At 37.7% G+C, this 21,491-nt stretch carries 23 protein-coding genes and 1 pseudogene; 15 read left to right on the forward strand and 9 right to left on the reverse strand.

The genetic code is table 11. The annotated features are described in order from the left end of the window. Positions 1-186 precede the first annotated feature (186 nt). Positions 187-669 carry a hypothetical protein gene (locus FTU02_RS02440; RefSeq protein ID WP_078190792.1) on the forward strand — a complete coding sequence of 161 codons (483 nt, stop codon included), beginning with the start codon at positions 187-189 and terminating at the stop codon, positions 667-669. 70 nt (positions 670-739) lie between these two features. On the opposite strand, the gene accC is transcribed toward FTU02_RS02440, so the two are convergent. The 3 genes from accC to aroQ are packed head-to-tail and all read right to left on the reverse strand — an operon-like array spanning position 740 to position 3,006. Continuing rightward, positions 740-2,101: an acetyl-CoA carboxylase biotin carboxylase subunit gene (accC, locus tag FTU02_RS02445; protein WP_180005521.1), complete on the reverse strand. Its 1,362-nt coding sequence runs from the start codon at positions 2,099-2,101 to the stop codon at positions 740-742. A 17-nt stretch (positions 2,102-2,118) separates the two neighbouring features. Then, positions 2,119-2,535 (reverse strand): acetyl-CoA carboxylase biotin carboxyl carrier protein, encoded by a 417-nt coding sequence (accB, locus tag FTU02_RS02450; RefSeq protein WP_078190790.1) that lies wholly within the window; start codon positions 2,533-2,535, stop codon positions 2,119-2,121. Positions 2,536-2,550: 15 nt separating this feature from the next. Then, the gene (aroQ, locus tag FTU02_RS02455) at positions 2,551-3,006 is read right to left on the reverse strand and encodes a type II 3-dehydroquinate dehydratase (RefSeq protein WP_180155593.1); all 456 of its coding nucleotides are present in this window, start codon (positions 3,004-3,006) and stop codon (positions 2,551-2,553) included. Positions 3,007-4,124: 1,118 nt separating this feature from the next. Between aroQ and FTU02_RS02460 the strand changes: the two genes are divergently transcribed. From FTU02_RS02460 to FTU02_RS02500, 9 genes and pseudogenes are all read left to right on the forward strand, one after another. Continuing rightward, positions 4,125-4,493, forward strand: a complete 369-nt coding sequence (locus FTU02_RS02460) for a hypothetical protein (RefSeq protein ID WP_078190788.1) — start codon at positions 4,125-4,127, stop codon at positions 4,491-4,493. Between the two features lie 3 nt (positions 4,494-4,496). Next, positions 4,497-4,889, forward strand: a complete 393-nt coding sequence (locus FTU02_RS02465; protein WP_249748881.1) for a hypothetical protein — start codon at positions 4,497-4,499, stop codon at positions 4,887-4,889. A 584-nt stretch (positions 4,890-5,473) separates the two neighbouring features. After that, positions 5,474-5,734: a hypothetical protein gene (locus FTU02_RS02470; RefSeq protein ID WP_180079155.1), complete on the forward strand. Its 261-nt coding sequence runs from the start codon at positions 5,474-5,476 to the stop codon at positions 5,732-5,734. A 3-nt stretch (positions 5,735-5,737) separates the two neighbouring features. After that, positions 5,738-6,493: a zeta toxin gene (locus FTU02_RS02475; RefSeq protein ID WP_249748882.1), complete on the forward strand. Its 756-nt coding sequence runs from the start codon at positions 5,738-5,740 to the stop codon at positions 6,491-6,493. A 74-nt stretch (positions 6,494-6,567) separates the two neighbouring features. Beyond that, complete coding sequence (locus tag FTU02_RS02480) at positions 6,568-6,762, forward strand: hypothetical protein (RefSeq protein ID WP_180035250.1); 195 nt, start codon at positions 6,568-6,570, stop codon at positions 6,760-6,762. A 239-nt stretch (positions 6,763-7,001) separates the two neighbouring features. Further along, positions 7,002-7,415 carry a YeeE/YedE family protein gene (locus tag FTU02_RS02485; RefSeq protein WP_180155595.1) on the forward strand — a complete coding sequence of 138 codons (414 nt, stop codon included), beginning with the start codon at positions 7,002-7,004 and terminating at the stop codon, positions 7,413-7,415. A gap of 2 nt (positions 7,416-7,417) precedes the next feature. Beyond that, a complete protein-coding gene (locus FTU02_RS02490) occupies positions 7,418-7,837 on the forward strand; it encodes a DUF6691 family protein (protein ID WP_078193373.1) in 420 nt (139 codons plus the stop codon). Next, positions 7,837-8,699 (forward strand): annotated as a pseudogene (locus FTU02_RS02495) (MBL fold metallo-hydrolase). Before FTU02_RS02490 ends, FTU02_RS02495 begins: the two are co-directional and overlap by 1 nt. A 175-nt stretch (positions 8,700-8,874) precedes the next feature. Beyond that, positions 8,875-9,636, forward strand: coding sequence for an alpha/beta fold hydrolase (locus FTU02_RS02500; RefSeq protein ID WP_180155597.1), 762 nt, complete (start codon positions 8,875-8,877; stop codon positions 9,634-9,636). A 45-nt stretch (positions 9,637-9,681) separates the two neighbouring features. Here FTU02_RS02500 and FTU02_RS02505 read toward each other — a convergent pair whose 3' ends face one another. From FTU02_RS02505 to tssH, 6 genes are read right to left on the reverse strand one after another with little or no spacing between them, the layout of a single operon-like run. Next, entirely contained in the window at positions 9,682-10,638 is a 957-nt protein-coding gene (locus tag FTU02_RS02505; RefSeq protein WP_078193371.1) for a M15 family metallopeptidase, read from the reverse strand. Beyond that, positions 10,635-11,306: a hypothetical protein gene (locus tag FTU02_RS02510; RefSeq protein ID WP_180155599.1), complete on the reverse strand. Its 672-nt coding sequence runs from the start codon at positions 11,304-11,306 to the stop codon at positions 10,635-10,637. The genes FTU02_RS02505 and FTU02_RS02510 overlap by 4 nt, the downstream gene beginning before the upstream one ends. A 12-nt stretch (positions 11,307-11,318) precedes the next feature. Further along, complete coding sequence (icmH, locus tag FTU02_RS02515) at positions 11,319-12,122, reverse strand: type IVB secretion system protein IcmH/DotU (RefSeq protein ID WP_078190778.1); 804 nt, start codon at positions 12,120-12,122, stop codon at positions 11,319-11,321. 9 nt (positions 12,123-12,131) lie between these two features. Next, entirely contained in the window at positions 12,132-13,496 is a 1,365-nt protein-coding gene (gene tssK, locus FTU02_RS02520) for a type VI secretion system baseplate subunit TssK (protein WP_111885478.1), read from the reverse strand. A gap of 5 nt (positions 13,497-13,501) precedes the next feature. Beyond that, the gene (gene tssA, locus FTU02_RS02525; protein WP_180027198.1) at positions 13,502-14,632 is read right to left on the reverse strand and encodes a type VI secretion system protein TssA; all 1,131 of its coding nucleotides are present in this window, start codon (positions 14,630-14,632) and stop codon (positions 13,502-13,504) included. A gap of 19 nt (positions 14,633-14,651) precedes the next feature. Continuing rightward, complete coding sequence (gene tssH / locus FTU02_RS02530) at positions 14,652-17,324, reverse strand: type VI secretion system ATPase TssH (RefSeq protein WP_180155601.1); 2,673 nt, start codon at positions 17,322-17,324, stop codon at positions 14,652-14,654. Positions 17,325-17,696: 372 nt separating this feature from the next. Here tssH and FTU02_RS02535 point away from each other — a divergent pair, with 372 nt between their 5' ends. From FTU02_RS02535 to tssE, 5 genes are all read left to right on the forward strand, one after another. Continuing rightward, positions 17,697-18,392 (forward strand): hypothetical protein, encoded by a 696-nt coding sequence (locus FTU02_RS02535; RefSeq protein ID WP_180155603.1) that lies wholly within the window; start codon positions 17,697-17,699, stop codon positions 18,390-18,392. A gap of 15 nt (positions 18,393-18,407) precedes the next feature. Then, positions 18,408-18,911 carry a type VI secretion system contractile sheath small subunit gene (gene tssB / locus FTU02_RS02540; protein WP_078193364.1) on the forward strand — a complete coding sequence of 168 codons (504 nt, stop codon included), beginning with the start codon at positions 18,408-18,410 and terminating at the stop codon, positions 18,909-18,911. Next, complete coding sequence (tssC, locus tag FTU02_RS02545; RefSeq protein ID WP_180050798.1) at positions 18,904-20,388, forward strand: type VI secretion system contractile sheath large subunit; 1,485 nt, start codon at positions 18,904-18,906, stop codon at positions 20,386-20,388. The genes tssB and tssC overlap by 8 nt, the downstream gene beginning before the upstream one ends. A gap of 48 nt (positions 20,389-20,436) precedes the next feature. Next, positions 20,437-20,940: a type VI secretion system tube protein Hcp gene (locus FTU02_RS02550; RefSeq protein ID WP_078190771.1), complete on the forward strand. Its 504-nt coding sequence runs from the start codon at positions 20,437-20,439 to the stop codon at positions 20,938-20,940. A gap of 70 nt (positions 20,941-21,010) precedes the next feature. Then, positions 21,011-21,487: a type VI secretion system baseplate subunit TssE gene (gene tssE / locus FTU02_RS02555; protein WP_180155605.1), complete on the forward strand. Its 477-nt coding sequence runs from the start codon at positions 21,011-21,013 to the stop codon at positions 21,485-21,487. The last annotated feature ends 4 nt before the right edge of the window (positions 21,488-21,491 follow it).

Here is a 21,491-nt window from a genome sequence, read left to right on the forward strand (position 1 = left end):
AGATTTTATATTATTTTATTGTTAATAGTGTGATTTGTTTGGCATTTAGCTGATTTGTAGTTTCGTTAACCGAGATTGATTTTTTGGATAAATAGGAAAAATGATTGTTATGAAAATGTGATAAACCGCGGATTTGTAAAAAAATGTGTTACTTTAAGAGCATGATTTATATGACTGATTAAATGTATGAAAATAGCATATCTTACAGTTTTACTCATGTTGAGTTCATCGTTAGTGATGGCGGCAGATAATAAGAATACAACTCAAAATTCAGAGGCTAAAAATCAAGTTGAAGCGGTGAATAGCTTTAGGGTGACAACACGTTCTGAATTGGTCGGCTTATGGGGTATGGAAATTCCGACCAATAAAAAGTGCGTTGAATATTATAATTTTAAGAGCAATAATGATGTTGTGATCAAAAGCGGTGAAGAGTGGTCATCTGGGGTATATGACTATCAACCTGCGCAAGATCCGAATGTGCAAATTCCAGCACTGATTTTACAAGTGAAATATGACAATAATCAGATGGATTGTTCGGGCAATATTCAAGATCAAACCGGCGAAATTTCACAGTACTTTGTAAAGTGGAAAAGTCCATCGGTTATTAATTTCTGTGCCAATGATCAGGCTCAGCAGTGTTTTGCGACATTGCGTCGAGTTTTGCCTTAAGCATGACTATAGATCTTTCTTATGAAAATAAAAAACCACTCATTTGAGTGGTTTTTTTGACGCTGAAGTTTTATTTCTCTTCATGTCCTTCGACTTTCTTTAATAGATGTTTTTCAAGATAGTGAATATCCATTGCTTGTTCGCAGAAATTTTTATCTTGAAGAATCAAATCTTTATGTAGTGGAATATTGGTTTTCACGCCAGTTAAGATAATCTCTTCTAAAGCTTGTTTCATGCGCGCAATAGAGGTTTCACGATCCTTACCATGCGCAATGAGTTTTGCAATCATTGAATCATAGTATGGCGGGATGCTATATCCTTGATAGATATGAGAATCTAGTCGGATACCTGCGCCGCCCGGTGCATAGAAATGATCGATTTTGCCCGGTGAAGGCATAAATGTAGATGGATCTTCTGCATTAATACGACATTCAATCGCATGACCTTTAAGTTGAATATCTTCTTGTTGAAGATCCAAACCTAAGCCAGCAGCAATGCGTAATTGTTGCTCGATAATATCTACGCCAGTCACTTGCTCAGTAACAGGATGTTCTACTTGCACACGAGTATTCATTTCAATAAAGAAGAATTCACCTTCTTCAAATAAGAACTCGAATGTACCCGCACCACGATATTGCATCAATTTACAAGCATTTACACATGCTTCAAGAATATGCGCACGTGCTTCTTCAGGTAGACCCGGTGCAGGAGCTTCTTCAAGTACTTTTTGATGACGACGTTGCAATGAACAGTCACGATCATAAAGGTGAATCGCATGGCCATTACCATCTGCAAGAACTTGCACTTCGACATGGCGTGGCTTTTGAAGGAAACGTTCCATATAAACGGTGTCGTCACCAAACCACATTTCCGCATCACGTTGAGCAGCTTGTACAGATTCGAGTAGCGTGTCTACACGTTCAACGATACGCATACCACGACCACCACCACCTGAGGCAGCTTTTACAATCAATGGAAAGCCAATTTCTTTGGCTTCTGCCAATGCATTGTGAATCGTTACAGCATGGTCACAACCCGGAACAGTCGGTACGCCGGCTTTTTTCATCGCAATAATGGCAGAAACTTTGTTCCCCATTAAGCGAATGTGTTCAGGACGCGGACCGATAAAGATAAAACCTGAGTTTTCTACAATTTCAGCAAACTCAGCGTTTTCAGATAAGAAACCATAACCTGGATGGATGGCATCTGCACCGGTGATTTCAGCCGCTGTAATAATGGCAGGGATATTGAGATAACTTTCGCTGCTGGCACCTGGTCCAATACACACTGCTTCGTCACAGAAGCGTAAGTGCATTAGGTCTTTGTCGGCATCGGAATAAATCCCTACGGTTTTAATTCCTAAAGTTTTGCAAGCGCGGGTGATGCGGAGCGCAATCTCACCACGGTTTGCAATTAAAACTTTTTGCAACATTGTGATTCCCCGTGGTCTTAAGCGCGATAGCGGAATAATGGTTGACCGAATTGGATCACTTCGCCATTTTTAACCAAAATTTCTTCAATTACACCGCTTTGAGTTGCTTCAATTGGGTTCATGATTTTCATTGCTTCGATGATACCGAGTGTTTCACCAGCAGATACAGTTTGACCAACTTTCACAAATGGTGCTTCACCTGGATTTGGCGCAGCATAGAACACACCAACCATAGGAGACGGCTCAACAGCACCACGTGGTGAACGAGGTGCAGCAGGTGCAGCGGCAGGAGCAGCCATAGCAGGCGCAGCGGCAGCAACTACTGGATTGCGACGAGTTAGAGCAATCGATTGATCGCCTTCTTTAACTTCAATCGCCTGTAAGTCAGATTCAATCATCAAATCGATGAGTTTCTTGATTTTACGGATATCCATGAACAGTATTCCTAATTAAGATTGAGAAGTTGGTTGAATTTTTTCGATGGCGAAGTCTAGTGCTGCGGCATAACCTTTTGCACCTAAACCACAAATAACGCCAACGGCTTTATCAGATAGATAGGAGTGATGTCTAAATGCTTCGCGAGCGTGGACATTTGATAGATGTACTTCGATAAACGGAATGGCTACACCAAGAAGGGCATCACGCACAGCAACCGAAGTATGTGTTAGGGCTGCTGGGTTAATAATGATGAATTGAACGCCTTCTTGTTGCGCTTGATGAATTCGGTCGACGACAGCGCCTTCCCAATTACTTTGGAAAGTGTCGAGAGAAATGGAAGCGTTTTGAGCCTGTGAAATCAGTTTTTGGTTGATATCTTCAATTGTCAGATAGCCGTAAACTTCGGGTTCACGTTTTCCCAGTAAGTTGAGATTCGGTCCATGAATGACCAAAATGGTCGAGCTCATTCAGCCTGCTCCAATAAAAAGTTGCAAATTTACTTTGCAAGATACCTGCAAAGTTTGCTCATTATGGCATAAAATTCCACATTTTTTTTATAATTTCTTTAAATTGACGTGAAAAGCATGTGCCGAGAATGGGCTATATAATGCGAACTTTGCAGAGAATTGGCAATGTTAAAAAATTACATTTTTATCATTATATTGTAGGACATCATTTTAAACCCAATTGGCTAAAACTGTTGATATCTTTTGTGTAAACTTGCTTTATCGTGGTGCATTCGTGTAGCAATAACCAGTGCGAATGACCTTAAATGTGAGATGCCTTGTGTATCCATCTTATAGATCGTCAGTTGAACAGCCTACGCATGCATAGTCATAAAGATGGTTATTCATACAGCGAATTAAAATTTCTAAGGTTTAATTTATTTCGTGCATAAAGAAATCTAAATTGCTTTCAGCTTTCAAGCGAGTTTTTTGAAGGAATAAAGCAAATTTGTATGCTAAGTATATAAAAATTAAAAGATAGTTAATTTTTTATGGTTTATAAAGCATATTTCTAAACCAATAAAATGTTTTCATAAATGATAGGGCTCAACCTAGATATTTTGTTTGCCTCAGTGAATTGAATTTTCTGTGGGAGCATTTCCTTATAAGTAGGCAGCTTTAGATATGATGAACATTTATTGCGTAGCTAAGTCATACTTTATAGACCTATATATAAGCGTTTTAACCATCTTGTGTATTTTCTAGTCAGTGTTTTGAATGTATAAAGCGTGCAAGGCATTGACGATTTCTTTCATAAATCATGCAAGTTTGGAAAATTGGGTATTTGTCCAAATTTGTACAGGTATTGGCAAAAGTTAAATCTGTGGTGGTAAAGAAGCTTGCTGTTTGCATACTGATTCTATTTTTTATTCGTCTATTTCTGTGTTTGAACGGTATATGTCTTGAATTAAGTCTCCTTTATTCCTGTTTATATCTTTACATGGAATCTACTGCATTGAGTCTTTTGCTATAAATGAATTAATAAAACAAGGCACGAATGCTTTCGCACGGAAAAAATATATCTATATAAGTGTAATTCACGGTAGAATGCCCGAAACCTATATGGCCTGAGAACAAACATGGCAAAACATACGCAAAATTCATCACCTTTGGCAGAGTTGATTGCAGAACAAAAACTTTTATGTGAAGAAGTGGGTTCTGCATATGTAGAAGTGCAGGGCGATGATGTAATTGCTGTGGCTGTCCATACCTTAAATAAAGATCCAATAGTTGGTATTCGTAAGCCTGCAGAAGGTGATGAAAATGTCAGTTGGTATATTTATGGTGGCGAGCTTGAAGGCGCAGATAACTTTGAAACAATGACTGTGCGTAAACTGCAAGATGTCGTGCCTGAAGTGCTACCGTATTTAGCTTTGGATGTAGGCTATCGTTTTATGATAGATGCTGATGATTATGAAGATGTTTGGAAAGAAGGTGATGAGGCTTAATTTATGCATTCTCCATTGATGTATAAACTTTATGTCCTTATTTTCTCTGTGTTTACTGCTTCTGCAGCATGTGCAAATGTGAATGAAGCGGTTACTCCACAACTGACTCAAACTGAATATAATGCTCAGATAAAAGCATATACTGAGCAAATTAATTCAACCAAAGCTATTTTGGATGATCCTGCATCTACAGCAACGGTTCAGCAGCAAACTCAAGCTTTTTGTTTAAGATTGAATGCATATCGACAGATTTTAGAAATTTCTCAGCAAAACTCAGCTCTTGAAATGGCCAATCTAATGCGAGTGGCTTCACAGCACTATTTACAACAACAGCAACAGAGTATGCAGTCATCTGGCTTAAACGAAAGTGCATTTTGTTCGATTCCTACAAAATAATTTAGGTTTAAATTTCTCTTCTAAAACTTTTGGGCTATAGTCTAACTTTCTTTCATTTTGTTCTATTTTTCATAATTCGAAATGGTCTAGTATTTCAAAATTATTACAGCATAATTCACTATAGGTGCAGTTTCTAATAATATTAGAAATTGAAAATGCAGATTGTCAGGAAATGATATGAAATATGCTTAAAATGATAAGTCCATCACATTATTATGATCAAGTTAGAACGATTTATATGCAACAAACATCCCTGGTCCTGTTGCATAGGTCAGTCCTAATACATCAACTTGTTGATGTCGTTCTCTTTTGGCCACTGAATAAGTGGCTATTTTTTTGTGAAAAATTAAATGCTTAATCATATTATAAATCGAATTTGGATAAAATTTAAATTATTCATGATGTGGCATCCCCATACATTGACTCATATGTGCAGTTTGGTTCGAGGAATACAATCAAATGATTAAATCACTTTGTATTTTTATTATTTTACTCTCGGTATGAGTGATGGATAAATAGACAAATATTGCAAGTATGATAAGATAATTGAACACATTATTTTTGATGTTTGAGGAGTTGTTTACATGACAGCTTATACTTCAGTAATGAAAGCAAGCCAATATGAGGATGATATGATCCCGAGCCTTGCTATCCATGCATTTCGCCATGCTTTTGAACAAGCAAGTGCGTCATCCACTGTGGTTTATGTAAAAGGTCTACAACTGGTTCAACGTCTGCAAAATGGTCAAGAAGTACAAATAAAAGATGTTTCAGCCGACTTCGTGCAAATGGATGATCTACCTAAAATTTTAAAACGTAAAAAGAAAATAGAGGAAATTGTTTAATACATGCCTCCACAACCTCGCATTAGAATGTTCGCGGGTCCAAATGGTTCAGGTAAAAGCACAGTTAAAGAATATTTATTGCCCCATCATATTGGGGCATATTTAAATGCGGATGAACTCGAAGCTCAACTGAAACATTCACACAGGCTCAATTTGTTGGATTACCATCCCGCTTTAAAATCAGAAGAATTAATTGACTTTCTATATACGAAAAAACGTCCCGCGAATGGAGAATTTATTCCTCTATTAGCACGTAAACCTCAGATATTAGATCCGTGGAAAATTGAGTTTCATCCAGACCAGATTGACTCATATCTTTGTGCAAGAATTATCGATTACATTCGTTTGCAGTTTTTAGAACTAAAAATTAGTTTTACCTTTGAAACGGTGATGTCCCATATTTCAAAGGTGGAGTTTCTACGCGAAGCAAAAAGAAAAGGCTTTAAAACCTATCTGTATTATGTTTCCACTATTGATCCTGTTATCAATATTTCACGTGTTCAGTACCGAGTGAAAACGGGTGGACACGGAGTGCCAGAACAAAAAATTCGCGAACGTTATTATCGAAGTATGGATTTGTTAATGCAGGCGGTGGAAGCAACGGATCGTAGTTATTTATTTGATAACTCTGCCGATGGACAGCATGCTTCTTTCATTGCGGAAATTGAACAAGCTGAAATTTTAAAGATGAATTCAGGTATTCAGCGTTTACCGTGGTGGTTTGTAGATAAGGTGCTTAAAGAGTTTGAGCCAAATTAATATCAACTGAATATAATATAAAACAAAATAACAGGATGAACCTATGCAAAATAACGACTATAAATTACAACAACATGCAAACTCATCTTGATCAAGCCATTGAGCCGCAAGTTGAACAAGAACAGCAAAAAAATAGTACATCATCTGATCCGTTGTCTTCTGTAGATTTGACTGACTTAGCTGAAATTGGTTCGAATATTATAGAATTGGGCTCAGATGCTTTAACGTGGGTGAGCGATGCACTCAGCGATATTAGTATTGATCTATAAATTATTTATTATTTCAATTAACTTCATAATAAACAGCCTTTATTGAAAAATCTCCGAGGATATATTTCGTGATTTTTCAAGTTTATAAATTAATTCTAAATAAAACTAATCAAACACTCTTGAAGCGTTAAATTTTTCAATCAGAAAATGCATGTCAGAATGAATATTTAGACTGGCGAGTTTGCATATTTTTTTAATAAAATATTATAAAAACATATATTGTTTTATGGCTGATAAATATGCATCCATTTCTAACCGCTTTTCTCGGCGGGATCTTATTGGGCCTGGCAGCAGTAGGCTACCTATATGTACATGGTCGAATCGCTGGTATTAGTGGTTTAATTGCGCAAATGTTGAATCCTCAGACGATTTTAAAAACACCTGCGATATGGTTTTTAGCGGGACTTTTTATTGTACCTTTTATCTACGGGAAAATGACCTCTGTGACAATTGAACTGGATGCAAGTCCATGGATGATGATCATTGCCGGTGTTTTGGTTGGATTCGGAACTCGATTAGGTTCAGGTTGTACTAGCGGTCATGGCATTTGCGGTATTAGTCGTCTTTCTAAGCGTTCATTTGTTGCAACTGCTAGTTTTATATTGGCAGGGATTATCACAGTTTATGTAATGAGACATGTAATCGGAGCTTAATGATGAAAAATATATTGGCATTTATTTTTGGTGGAATTTTTTCATTAGGTTTAATGATTTCGGGCATGTCTAATCCAGAAAAGATCTTAAGTTTCCTTGATACAACAGGGCAGTGGGATGCGAGTTTAGCTTTTGTGATGATGGGAGCCATTGCAGTTGCATTTATTCCATTTCAAATGGCCGTTCGTCAATCAAAACCGACAACCTTTGATGGGACGGCGATTGAATTACCAAGTAATAATCAAATTGATGTAAAACTCGTCTTAGGGAGTGTTATCTTTGGAATAGGTTGGGGTATTGCTGGGATTTGTCCTGCGCCAGCCTTTACTTTGATCGGGCTTGGTTATTATCAAGCGATCTATTTTGTTGTAGCGATGTTTGCGGGCGTCTATATACATCGTAAATTTTCGGGAGCAAATTAATGTCAAATCGTGCACAGGTACAACATTTTTTTGATGAAAATACCAATACATTCAGTTATGTGTTAGCCGATCCGCAAACAAACCGATGTGCGATTATAGACAGTGTATTGGATTATAATGTTGCTTCTGCAACTACTCAAACGAAGCATGCAGATTTGATTATTCATTATATTTAAGAAAATAGCCTAAGCGTAGAATGGATTTTAGAAATGCATGTGCACGCAGATCACTTAACCGCATCTCAATATTTAAAAAAGTTCTTGATGGTAAGATTGCGATGAGCCATAACATCAAGATTGTGCAGGAAACATTCAGCACCATTTATAATTTTGATGTGAAATATTTTAATTCACATCAGTCATTTGATTATTTATTTGCAGATCATGAGGCATTTAAAATTGGTGAGTTAAATGCCTATAACATTCCAACGCCTGGACATACACCTGCTTGTCTGAGCTATGTGGTTGGTGATGATGCTGTGTTTGTCGGTGATACCTTATTTATGCCTGATTATGGCACAGCACGCTGTGATTTTCCCAAGGGCAGTGCGGAAGTATTATTCGACTCTGTACAAAAGATTTATCAGTTAGCACCTGAAATGCGCGTGTTTTTATGTCATGCAAAATACTGCTGCGAAAGCAGTGTGCATGCGCAAAAACAGCAGAATATTTATATCCACGTTGGTACGAAAAAAGAAGATTTTGTCACAATGCGAACTCAGCGTGACGCAAATTTGGCTATGCCAAAACTGATTTTACCTGCAATACAAATCAATATGGATGCAGGTAAATTTCCAAAACCAGAAGGGAATGGTATTCGCTATTTAAAAATTCCTTTTAATCACTTTAAATCTGCAAATTAAAGACAAAGAACCTTTAGGTTGAATGCGGTTGGCTATTTCATTCTATAAAATAGCCTAAGCAAGTTAAATCATTGCCACCTACAAATAGCCTAGTAAGACTAATAATTTTTAACTGTCATTTGATTTCATTCCGTCAACTAGGCATCATAATATCAACATAGCAAAGTATTCAAAAATGATCCTTAATTACGAATATCATCAAAAATTAGAAGGCGAAACGCACCCGCTAGTCTTTATTCACGGTTTATTTGGCAGCCTCAGTAACTTAGGGATGCTTGCCAGAGCTTTTCAAAATTCACATTCTGTCATTCAGCTTGATTTACGAAATCATGGTAAATCACCTCAAAGTACAGAAATGAATTATCGTGAGATGGCAAACGATGTACTTGAGACATTAGATGCGATTGGTATCGATAAGTTTTCAGTGATTGGCCATTCCATGGGAGGCAAGGTCGCAATGCAATTGGCTTTAATCTCAGAGCGGGTAGAGCAACTTGTTGTATTGGATATCGCGGCATTTGCATATCAGGAACGTCATCATGATGAAATATTTATAGCTTTGATTGCTGTACAAAATGCGCAAATTCAATCTAGACAGCAAGCGGTAGAAATTATGCGTGAGTATATTCATTCAGATATGGTGATACAGTTTCTACTCAAGTCTTTTAGCAAAGGACAATGGTTGTTTAATGTAGATGCGTTGTATAAACAGTATGACCAAATTATTGGTTGGGAAAGTATGGGAAATACTTGGCAACAGCCTGTATTGTTCCTCAAAGGTGGACAGTCACCTTATATTTCAAAAGCGGAACATACCAATGCGATTGAACACCAATTTCCACATGCGAAAATTGTAGTAATAGAAGGTGCAGGCCATTGGTTACATGCAGAAAAAACAACTGAAGTTATAGAGCAAATACAAAATTATTTAAATTAATACGGTGTGCCTTCAATTATATTTTGAAGGCAAAACATCGAAATATTACTCAATCGAAATGTTATTGGCTTGAAGCTGACCTTCAGAGGTAAGTAGTGCGGCCATCTCTGCAGTTTTTTTCAGGCCTGGCATACGATATTCTGTATGACCATAATCTTGAATAGATTTCCAGCGTCCACCCCATGTTAAACCGACAGACTCAGCGGCTTGACCATAAAGTTGATAACCACGCATAGCCCAAGGGTCTCGTTCAGTAATGACCACTTTGCCATTGCGTTTAAAGGCGACATCAGCTGCTAAACCAAACTGATGATAACTTTGGAAACCACGGGCACGAGTGGTATTTTTATTGGTGGCTAAATTATTTTGACGTTCAGGACTACGATAACCTTCAAGCAAAACCATTTCATAACCATGCTGTTCACGCATAATTTTAAATACCATTAATAAGCGCTGCTTATAACGAGGGTTCATTTTATGCCATTTACGATCTGCTGAAGGCACATCTGTAGAATATGAATGCGTATGTATATCTTGAACTTCTGGATTGAAACTTGAGGCCATAACAGATGGCTGCTCAATCATTGCTGCTTCTTCAGCGATCGCTTCTTGAACAAGATATTCTTCAACCTCAGGAGGCGCATCTAAAACCTGTCCATCAAGCATGGCGTAAATTTGTGGGTCGACTTTACGCAAATAATCAGCTTCCACTTTACTTGCAGTAATCGGGCGAGTAAAAGCAAATAATAAAATACTGGCAAACAGTAAGAAGCCTGCAAATAAAATCCACCATTGTTGTAAATGCCAGTGTGATTGAATTTGTTGTGGTGCTGCTGCATAGTTCAGTTCATAAGCAAAATTTTTGGCGTGCTGAATTCTTTTTTTACTTTGTGGAATGATTTGAAAGAAAAAATCCTGAACTTTAACTCTGAGTTCATAAGAAAAACAAAGCACTGTCACCAGTGCTAAGACAAAGAAACAACTAACCAAAAAGATGATCATGGGGAAACTGTAGCGCTCACAGTCGCATTAGCAGTGTTTGTTGCAGCAACCACTTTCGGACGTTTGGTTTCAGAAATTTGCGTTCCACCCATCGGTTCTTCAAAGTATTCTTCTTCTTTTGCTGCTTTCGTAGAAGGCTTTGTAGGTTTGGTCACCTTAGCTGTTGTTGGCGCAGCTTTTGGTTTTACTAATGTAGTTGGAATATGTTGTTTAACGGTTGTTGTAGCAGCTACAACAGGGCGCTGCGGTTGGGTAATTTCAAAAGGCGAACGGTTATTCGCTACAGCTTGAACAGGCTGAGTCACTTTAGCCGTATTGCCATGATTGAAAGCAGTAGCTAAATCATTCGAATATAAACCATTATCCTGATCTTTTTCGTCCATAGCATGAACGCTTTGCAGTGCTTTTTCAGCTGAAGATTGCTCATTTTCACTTTGACGGGGTGCAGTGGTTGCTTCAGTTTCAGCTTTATCTTCAGTTGGGGCAGAAGTAGTCATTTCTGTATTTGCAGGCTGATCGTCAGAACTTAGATAAAAATATCCCAGGCCAGCAACAATAATGACCGCTGCACCAACAAGAAAGCCAATCGCAGCATGAGCTAAAGGCGGTAAATTATTCTTTTGAGTCGACTGTAAAATTCTAACGTTATTCGATTTTTCGTTTGCCATGGTGTCTAAGTCTTATGGTAAATGAATGGTGATATAAGCCTGTTCCGATGGTGCAGTTATGACATTTTGATATTGTGATAACGCCTGATTATTTTGACTGGATAACATATATTTCAGTCCACCAAATGCTAATACAGCAAACAATGCCCAAAAGATAATGATCCAAAAAAATGGTAATTCACGGTGAATAATGTTTTTAATTTGATCCGGCAGTGCCGCGAAAGGCGAAAACGCCTTTTTACCTTTCATATAATCAATTTCATCACCGACACGTGCAACGAGTGAATTGAGCATTTCAATCGATTCAAGTCGGTATTTACCATGAAAACCAAGGAGCATGCAGTAATGATAAACTTCAAGTGCTGCTAAGCGATCTTTATTCTTAGAACGAATTTGCTCTAAATTTTCAAAAAAACGATAACCTGCTAGCTGTGAACCAAAAAGACTTAATTGCAGTGGATTCATCATCCAATTATTTTGTAAATCAAAAAAACGTGCATCTTGTTGGGTGACAATGGTTTCATCTAATAAAGCGCAATAGGCATATTTTGCGTCCGTGATATCTTCATTGCTGAATTGAAGCTTACGGGCTTGGCTTTCAAATCGGTTTAATAGATCCATAATTTTTGTCCTGAAACTTTCAGGGCTGGATGGAACATATTGATTTTTGAGTAAGAATACGATGTAAAAACCATCATGCAGTAGATCAACTAAATTGGTTGAACTGTTGATTTTCGGTTCAGCACTTGGTTTTGAAGAGCCTAATCCAATTTGACCGTCGTCAAAAAGTGAAGGGGCATTATTTGAAATATTCATGATTGCTCCTTAACCATTCATCACTGCAATAAGTTCAATCGAGATATCTTGGAAGCCAGCTGGTATGTAAACGCAGATCGATTCAGAATCAAGCATACGCTGATACAAATCATTATTTGGCTCAATTTCAAAATAACTCACACCTGAACGAACTGGAATTGCTGTTGGCACTTGCATCATATGTTGCAATGGAACAGCAGGTAATGCTGCCATGACACGCTGTTCAACATCAACGGTATTACCGACTTTAAAGCGCAGTGGTACATAAGAAATAATGTCATGTGTAGGCATCACACTACTTGAAACAGCTAAATACAGGCGCGAATCGCGAGTAATTTTGTCACTTTCAAGACTGCCCACCCAGTAGGATTGACGGGTTTCTTTCAAGTTAATACTGATATATCGATTTGAAATAATCGTATCGAGCAACTCACGTAAAATCACATCTAATTGAGCAAAACTTTCTTGCAAATTATGATGTTGATACTGTGGGAGTTGATCTACTTCATAAGCTGTAGAGAAGGTGAGTAAAGAACCTGTCAGACGCAATAATTCAAAATACAAACGTTCAGGATGAATCAGTGGATATTGCAATAAATGATTTAAGGTCGCATGTGCAGTATTCAGCGCATTAACCAACCAAAATGAAACGATATCACCAGAACGGAATTCAATTAACTTTTGTTCGTTTTCACGATTATTCGATTGAATAGTTTTAATTTTAGCTTTGATAATATTGAGCGTTCGTTTAAGCCCAGTAATCAGTGAATCACACGAACTAATATGTAATATTGGTGGGATAAATTGATAATCTAAAACAAAATTACCTGAACTTTGGCGCTTAATTCGGCCTATAGGCATGTAAAGAAAACCATCAAGATTGTGCTGTGGTTCTTGGCCTAATTCAAAGATTTTAAACTCTGCACGGCGGCGTAATAAAGTGATTTCAGCAGCCGTCGCATCTGTAAACAAATCATGAGTTTCAGTCAAATGTGAATGATAGCGACTCGATTGGGTATTTTCTTCAAAATTGACGTTTCGTTTATTCGGTTGAACAATCGGTAATGCTAAATAAATTTGCATTTCACCGCGTAAATTTAATGAATCAAGTAGTACAGGCTCAGGTAATAAGTCTTGTGCAGGTGCTTGATAAATCTCACCATCTTGCCAAATCATTTCGACTTTATTCAAAGCTAATGTGTTGGTACTGAGTTGCGATTCATCAAAAATTAAACTTTGAATACCATAAGCGAACGGTATTGTTGCGCGAACCGTATGGTTTAAACGCTGTTCATGATAAGCATCTTGTAATTGAAAGTGTTGCGGGCGTAAAAATAATCCTTCACCCCATAAAATTTTTTCTGCTTTAAACATTGTTTTTACCAGTCGCTATTCGATTCATTACTTTGTTGCTGAACACCTAACATTTCTTGTACAGCTTCAAGAGGGTTTTCATCCTTAATCACATGAGTTAACCATTCATGCAGTGGCATTTGTGACCATTTAATGGTTTTTTGCAGCATATAACTGACAGGGCTATGCGGCTCATTCACTTGGAAATAGTCCGCAATATCTTGCAAGACTTTCATGGCTTGTTCACGGTTTTCAAGATGATTTTGCACTTGAGGTTTAAACTGCTGTGTATGCTGTTGTTGTATTATTTGCATATCATTCTGCACGGAAGTTACAGTGGAAAGTGTTTGGCTTTCAATTGGAGAATTTGATTGAACCTGTTCAGCGCTCGATGAATTGATAAAAGCATCTGCTTTATAGATTTTTTTTAAGCTCAAGTGAATCATTTCGATTTGAGAGTCAATGCCAGCAAAGCTTGGCGCATCTAAACCCATCAAATCATCAAGAGTCGTTTTTAAGTTTTCCCAATGGTTTAAAATATCTAAAAACTGTTGGTAATACTGGTATTGAATTGATTTTGACGTATTGAACAAGGCATGTTCAAACTGTTCCATACCATTAAAAGACTCTTCTTGATCATCATCTTCATGGTTGGATTTACGTCTTTGGTTTTGAACATGAAGTAGTCGATCATAGTCGGATAGGGAATAAGCTGCCGCGCCATGAACGATTGAAACTGATTTAATTAATGTTGGGATTTGATTAATTATCCCTTGTAATAAACCTAGACGTTGATCAAGGTCATCATCTTCAATTTCAGGATGAAGTTGTAGCCAAAAGTCTTGCAAACTTTTTTGTGTAAGTTCAATCCCTTTGGCAATCCCTTCAAAACCATGAATATGAGTCCATGCTTCAAGCAACCACCCATATAAGCGAATATCTTTAGTTTGTTCGCGAAGTAAATCTGACGATTTTTGGTGCACAAAGCCCCAATCTGCTTGTTTCGGTTCTGCGATCCAGTCGCCTTGATCCAAGAGCGGGTCATCTTGTGTTTTAGCTTTTTTAATTGCATGAAAATCATTTGAAAATGAAAAATCACTACCGCAAGGTAAATCATCCGTAATCGGTTGCAATAAAGCGTCGAGCTCTAAACTCATATTCTACATCGTTCCTAACTTATGCTTCTAAGGTTTTAGTCTTTTTGCTGCTGCGTTTTTTCGCAGATTTACTTTTAGGATCTAAAACATAAATAATTTCATCGTCTTTGACATCGATTTCAATGACTGATGGAATCTTTTGTTCACTCATCGCCATCAACAATTCAGTGGCTAAAGCAGGTAAGACCGTCGCATTTAAAATGTTGTCGACATTACGCGCACCACTATCGACCTCAGTACAGCGACTTAATAATAATTCGACTAAATCATCGGTATAACGTGTTTGCGTACCATATTGTTTTTCAATACGCGCGGTGATTTTGCCTAATTTATGCTGAATAATGCGTACGAGCAGATCATCGTGCAATGGGAAATACGGCACAATACGCATACGACCTAAAAATGCCGGCTTAAATTGTTTATATAAGGCTGGTTTTAATACATCTAGAAGTTCTTCTGCTGACGGCCATTCTTCTACTGGCTGATTTAAACAAGCCTGCATAATGGCACTAGAGCCAGCATTTGAAGTCAGCAGGATAGTGGTATTTTTAAAGTCAATAACACGACCTTCACCATCTTCCAAAGTACCTTTATCGAATACTTGGTAGAATAGCTCTTGAACATCGCTGTGTGCTTTTTCAATCTCATCGAGTAAAACCACACTATATGGGTTACGGCGAACTGCTTCTGTCAGTACGCCACCTTGGCCATAACCGACATAGCCTGGAGGAGCACCTTTTAAAGACGACACGGTATGTGCTTCTTGATATTCAGACATGTTAATGGTGATTAAATGAGACTCACCACCATATAACTCGTTTGCTAACGCAAGTGCAGTTTCGGTTTTACCCACACCACTTGGGCCAACCAGCATGAAAACGCCTTGAGGTTTATTTGGATCTTCCAATTTTGCCTTAGAGGTTTTAATGCCTTGTACCAGTTGATGCATTGCATAATCTTGACCCATCACACGTTGTTCTAACTGTGCTTCAAGCTTCAAAATTTGCTGAATTTCATCATTCACCATTTTCCCAACAGGGATACCGGTCCAGTCTGAAATGATTTCATTAATAATTTGAGCATTTACACGTTCAAAAACAAGCGGCGTTTGACCTTGTAAAGTTGCCAGTTGGTTACGAATATTGCTTAAAGTTTCAATATTTTCTGGTTTTTGCTCGGACTCTTGTTCAAGCGTTTTAATCTGTTGAACGATTTCGAGTTCTTTTTTCCACTGCGTTTCTGTTGACTGAATCTCCTGTTCAAGCGCGGATATTTGTGTTTTTACACTTTCAATGCGTTCGTGGTGAATCGGAATATTCTTATGTTCATTTTCAAGAATCGCCAATTCAAGCTTCAAATTATGTAATTGAGCTTGAAGTTGATCCAATTTTACAGGTTGTGCATTTTGCGTTAACGCAACACGCGCAGAAGCCGTATCTAAGACACTAATCGCTTTATCAGGCAATTGACGGCCAGTGATATAACGGTGTGATGCATGGACTGCAGTAACGATAGCTTCATCGTCAATTTGTAAATTGAAATGTTTTGCCATCACGGGAATCATGGCACGCAGCATATCGATTGCGACTTCTTCAGTCGGTTCTTCAACCTGAATTACTTGGAAGCGTCGGCTTAATGCGGCATCTTTTTCAAAAAACTGCTTATATTCAGCCCATGTGGTTGCGGCAATGGTTCTTAACTCACCACGTGCAAGCGCCGGTTTTAACAGGTTTGCTGCATCATTTTGACCTGCTTGACCACCCGCACCAATCAACGTGTGTGCTTCATCAATAAATAAAATGATTGGATGTGCAGAGGCTTGAACTTCATGAATAACTTGTTTTAAGCGATTTTCGAATTCACCTTTAACACTGGCACCCGCTTGTAGTAAGCCCATATCTAAAGTATGAATGCTGACATTTTTTAAAGCATCTGGAACTTGGTTGGTTGCAATTTTTAATGCCAGACCTTCAACAACGGCTGTTTTACCAACACCAGGCTCACCCGTTAAAATTGGATTGTTTTGACGACGACGCATCAAAATATCTAGCATTAAGCGGATTTCAAACTCACGACCAATCACAGGATCAATGCCACCATTTTTAGCTTTTTCAGTAAGATTAATGGTGTATTGGTCTAGAGCTGGTGTTTTAACTGGCGTAGTTGCATTCGTTTGTGCTGCTGATTTTTCATCTGGTGATGCAGTTGCTAAATCTTCATTTTCAATGCTCTTTAGGCAAAGATCTAAAAATTTATGTTTAATCGTATCGATAGGTAATAAATCGAAAAGAGAAGAAGCTCTTGCTGCAATTTGGTATAAATCTGGCGCGGTAAGGAGCGCAACAAGTAAATGACCACTACGAATTTGTGGATCTTGTTCAGCAGATGCTAATAACCAAGCTTGTTCAAGTAAGCGCACAATGGATTGGGCAAAAATAGGAGTGCGCGTATTTCCTTTTGGAAGTTGAGCAATACTTTCTTTGAGGTCATCTGCCAAACCGTCTGCAGAAACTTTGTATTTTTCTAAGAGTATTTGGAGGTCATTTTTATTCTTATAGGTTAATAATTCGAGTAAAAAATGTTCAATTTCGATTTCATAATTTTGCTGTGAAATACATGTATTGGCTGACTTTTCGAGTGAAATGCGGGTGTGAGGTGAAAGTTTAGTAATTAAAACTTTTAAATTATTCATAAATAACTCATCAAATTTAGAATCCACAGTACGAAATTTTACAAGTTTGACTGTGATCTCTTTTTTCTTGCTATAAAAAATAAAAACTTTAAAATCAACACCTTATATATTATTAGTGTCTTGCTTTAGGCGATATAATACAGACTAAATAAAAAAAGGAAAAAGATTTTTTTATAAAATGAAACAAAAAAAAACAAATAGACGACAAACTTTGGAGTGTTTGGCACATTTTTGTATTGACTCTATGTGCTTATTTTTTGTTAAATCTGCAGCATATTTTTAATTTTGAAATGAAGAGAAAACCCACGGGAAAATAAGTGGTGATTTCTCCACATAAATTAAGTTTTAGCACGTAGAAATACAGAGGCAATTTTGAATAAATTTAGTGTTTTATTACCTATAATTTTAGCAGCCAGTTTAACACAAACCGTTTTTGCAAAAGATAAAGCGGCATCTGTGAAAAAATCCTGTTTAAAGGATTATCCACTGGCAGTAGGTGATACAGATCCAGAGATTATTGGTTTTTATAATCAATTATGTGACAAAAAAAATAAGAAAAATGAGAACTTAAAAAATGAAATCTTTGTAGATATTGCCAAAAAATATCAAGCCAATGGTTACAATTTAAAAGCATTGCAAGCAGTCAATCTGCTGCGAGAAAAGAACTATCAGTCGCCTGAACTTACTGATGTCACTTTTTTAGCAGGTATCGCTATTTCTTATAATGCGCTAAATCATATGCGCAGTAATGAAAATCGTACTCTAGATGAACAGACCTATTCTCCTGCCAAAGTGTTGTCGGATAATATTCGTTATATTCAGCCGACGATTGATAAATCTACGTCTACTGCAGCAGATGTTCGTGAAAAAAGTACTGAATCTTCGAGCAATGTGAAATCTAAACAGACGATACCTACTAAAAAACGAACCAATACAGCGTCTACCAAGCCTAAACAAACGACTACAGCAGCAAGAAAAAAGAAAACCACCACGACAGCAAAACCGCAGACTACAGCGAAAAAACCTGCTACTAGTGGTTCACCTTTCGATACATTGAAGAATAAATAACAAGGAAAAGCACTCATGGCAAAACGTGAAAGTGTACAGAAAAAACTTCAACGAATTCGTCCTCCTCGTGTTCAATTGACTTACGATGTTGAAGTTGGCGACGGTAAAGAAATTAAAGAGTTACCATTCGTTGTTGGGGTGTTAGGTGATTTCTCTGCGGCATCTGAAGTAGAGAAAACTAAATTAAAAGACAAGAAATTCATTAATGTTGATTTAGATAATATTGATGAGGTAATGGAGTCTTTAGCGCCACGTGCTAATTTTCAAGTTGAGAATACCTTGACTGAAGACGGTGGAAAAATGTCGGTAGATCTTACATTTAAGAGCATGGCCGATTTCACTCCAGAGCAAGTTGTACAACAGGTTGATCCATTACAAAAGTTAGTTGCCGCGCGTGAGCGTCTGTCTGACTTGCGTAATAAAATTTCAAATAATGAACGCTTAGAAGATTTACTGGATGAAGTGTTACATAACACTGATCAAATTCGTAAGTTGAGCGTGGAGGCAGAAAATGAGTAATTATAATACTGCAACTGCTGCAAACGTTGAAGCAACCGAAGAATATTCACTTTTAGATTCAATTGTCGAACAAAGTCGTATCGCGCGTACAGATCAAGAACATGATCGTGCAAAAAGTTTGATTGGTGAACTTGCTAAAGAAGTGATGGCAGGTACCATCACCGTTTCAGACAATATGACTTTATCAATTGATAAGCGTATTGCTGAAATTGATGCGTTGATTTCATCTCAGTTAAGTAAAATCATGCACCATGCTGAATTTCAAAAAATTGAATCGACATGGCGTGGTTTGTATTATTTCTGCCAAGAAACACCTTCAAATTCTTTAACAAAAATTCGTATGTTAAATACGACGAAAAAAGAATTGATTAAAGATTTCCAAGGTGCGACCGATTTTGACCAAAGCACGTTGTTCAAAAAAATATATGAAGAAGAATACGGATCATTCGGTGGTGCACCATATGCAACACTGATTGGTGATTTTGAGTTTGACCGTACACCATCTGATATGTATTTGCTTGAGCAAATTTCACATGTCGCGGCGGCTGCACACGCACCGTTTATTTCGGCTGCAAGCCCGAATATGTTGGGTCTAGAGTCATTTACTGATATTGATCGTCCGCGTGATGTCTCTAAAATCTTTGAAACAGCAGAATATGTACAGTGGCGTTCATTCCGTGAAAGTGACGATGCGCGTTATGTTGCGTTGACAATGCCACGTGTATTGGGTCGTTTGCCATATGATCCAAAAGAAGGTATTGCCACTGAAGGCTTTAACTTCGTTGAAGAAGTTTCCGGCGAAAACCACAATGAATATTTATGGATGAACGCGGCTTATGCCTTTGGTACGCGTTTAACCAATGCATTTGATATGCATGGTTGGTGTGCTGCGATTCGTGGTGTAGAAGGTGGTGGTTTAGTTGAAGGCTTGCCTGTCCATACGTTCAAAACCAATGATGGCGAAGTGGTCTTTAAATGCCCAACTGAAATTGCCATTACTGACCGTCGTGAAAAAGAACTGAGTGACCTTGGTTTTATTCCGTTGGTACACTGCAAAAATACGGATTATGCAGCATTTTTCGGTGCGCAATCGACGCAAAAACCTAAAAAATATGATAGCGATACAGCAAATGCCAACTCTGCATTGTCTAGCCAGATCCAATACATCATGGCAGTTTCACGTATTGCACATTATTTAAAAGCAATGATGCGTGACAAAGTGGGTAGTTTTGCATCAGCGGGTAATGTTGAGACCTTCTTAAATGAATGGTTATCGCAATATGTATTACTCGATGATGGTGCATCTCAAGAAGCTAAAGCTCAGTATCCATTGCGTGAAGCTTCTGTAAAAGTTGTAGAAAATCCAGCTTTGCCTGGTCACTACAAATCTGTGGTTTTCTTAAGACCACATTTCCAGTTGGATGAGTTGTCTGTTTCATTACGACTTGTGACCGAGTTACCTCAGTCCTCAAATTAATTTTGGGTCAACACTATAATAACTTTAAATAAATAGGTATTCAGAACAATGAAAGATATATACATTCAATTTCGTGGTAAGTACAAAGTAGACGGCGAATCTCGTGATGCAGAGCACAAGAGTTGGTTAGAAGTAAACTCTTGGACGCATAACATCCGTCAACCTAAATCTGCGACTTCTTCAAGTGTGGGTGGTCACACCGCAGAACGTGTAGAACATTCTGACATGGTTTTTGTTAAAGATTTAGATGCGACAAGCCCTAAACTTTGGGAAGCATGTTCAGCAGGTTATACATTTGATGAAGTTCAAATTGATTTTTACCGTGCGAATGGCGACAAACGCATTAAATATCTTCAAATCAAACTGAAACATGTGTTGGTTTCTAGCGTGACACCAACTGTAAATGATGAAGGTGTTCCACACGAATCATTTGGTTTGAAATATGCTGCAGTAGAGTGGACATATAACCAACAAGATATTAACGGTACTGCGAAAGGTGCTGTTACTAAGAAGTGGTCATTATCTAACAACACTGCTTCATACGCAGCGTAATAGATGGATTCAGATAGAGGCTTACTTGGGTAGCCTCTATTTTCATTTTTTTAAATATTTATAAGAAGATATGAATCTCGATCAGCTTTATCCTTATGGTTTTAGAACGACTTTATTTGACCGCTTATTACCAGCAGATGCTCAGCAGACTCAAGGTCTGTCTTTGCAAGAACTTCGTGAATCTGTTGCTTCCGATTTAGAGGATCTCCTCAATAGTCGGGTGGCAAAGTTAGATGAACTGATTGATGACTTTCCATTAGCAAAAAAGTCTATTTTGCAATTTGGCATTATCGATTTTGTGGGCTTATCGACAGCAAATCCATCGGATCGCGACAAAATTTGCCAGTCAATTGAGCAATCGATTGCTGCACATGAATCGCGTTTAAAACAGATTCGAGTCGAAATGCTCATGGATGGCCATAATATGGGGGCACTATGTTTAAGTATTCAGGCATATTTAAATATTCATCCTTTATACGAACCAGTTATTTTTGATGCCTTATTAAAACCAACAACACAACAATATGTTATTTCTCCAAGAGCTTAATGAA

This window comes from Acinetobacter sp. YH12045 (assembly GCF_013419925.1).
Classification (GTDB): domain Bacteria; phylum Pseudomonadota; class Gammaproteobacteria; order Pseudomonadales; family Moraxellaceae; genus Acinetobacter; species Acinetobacter amyesii.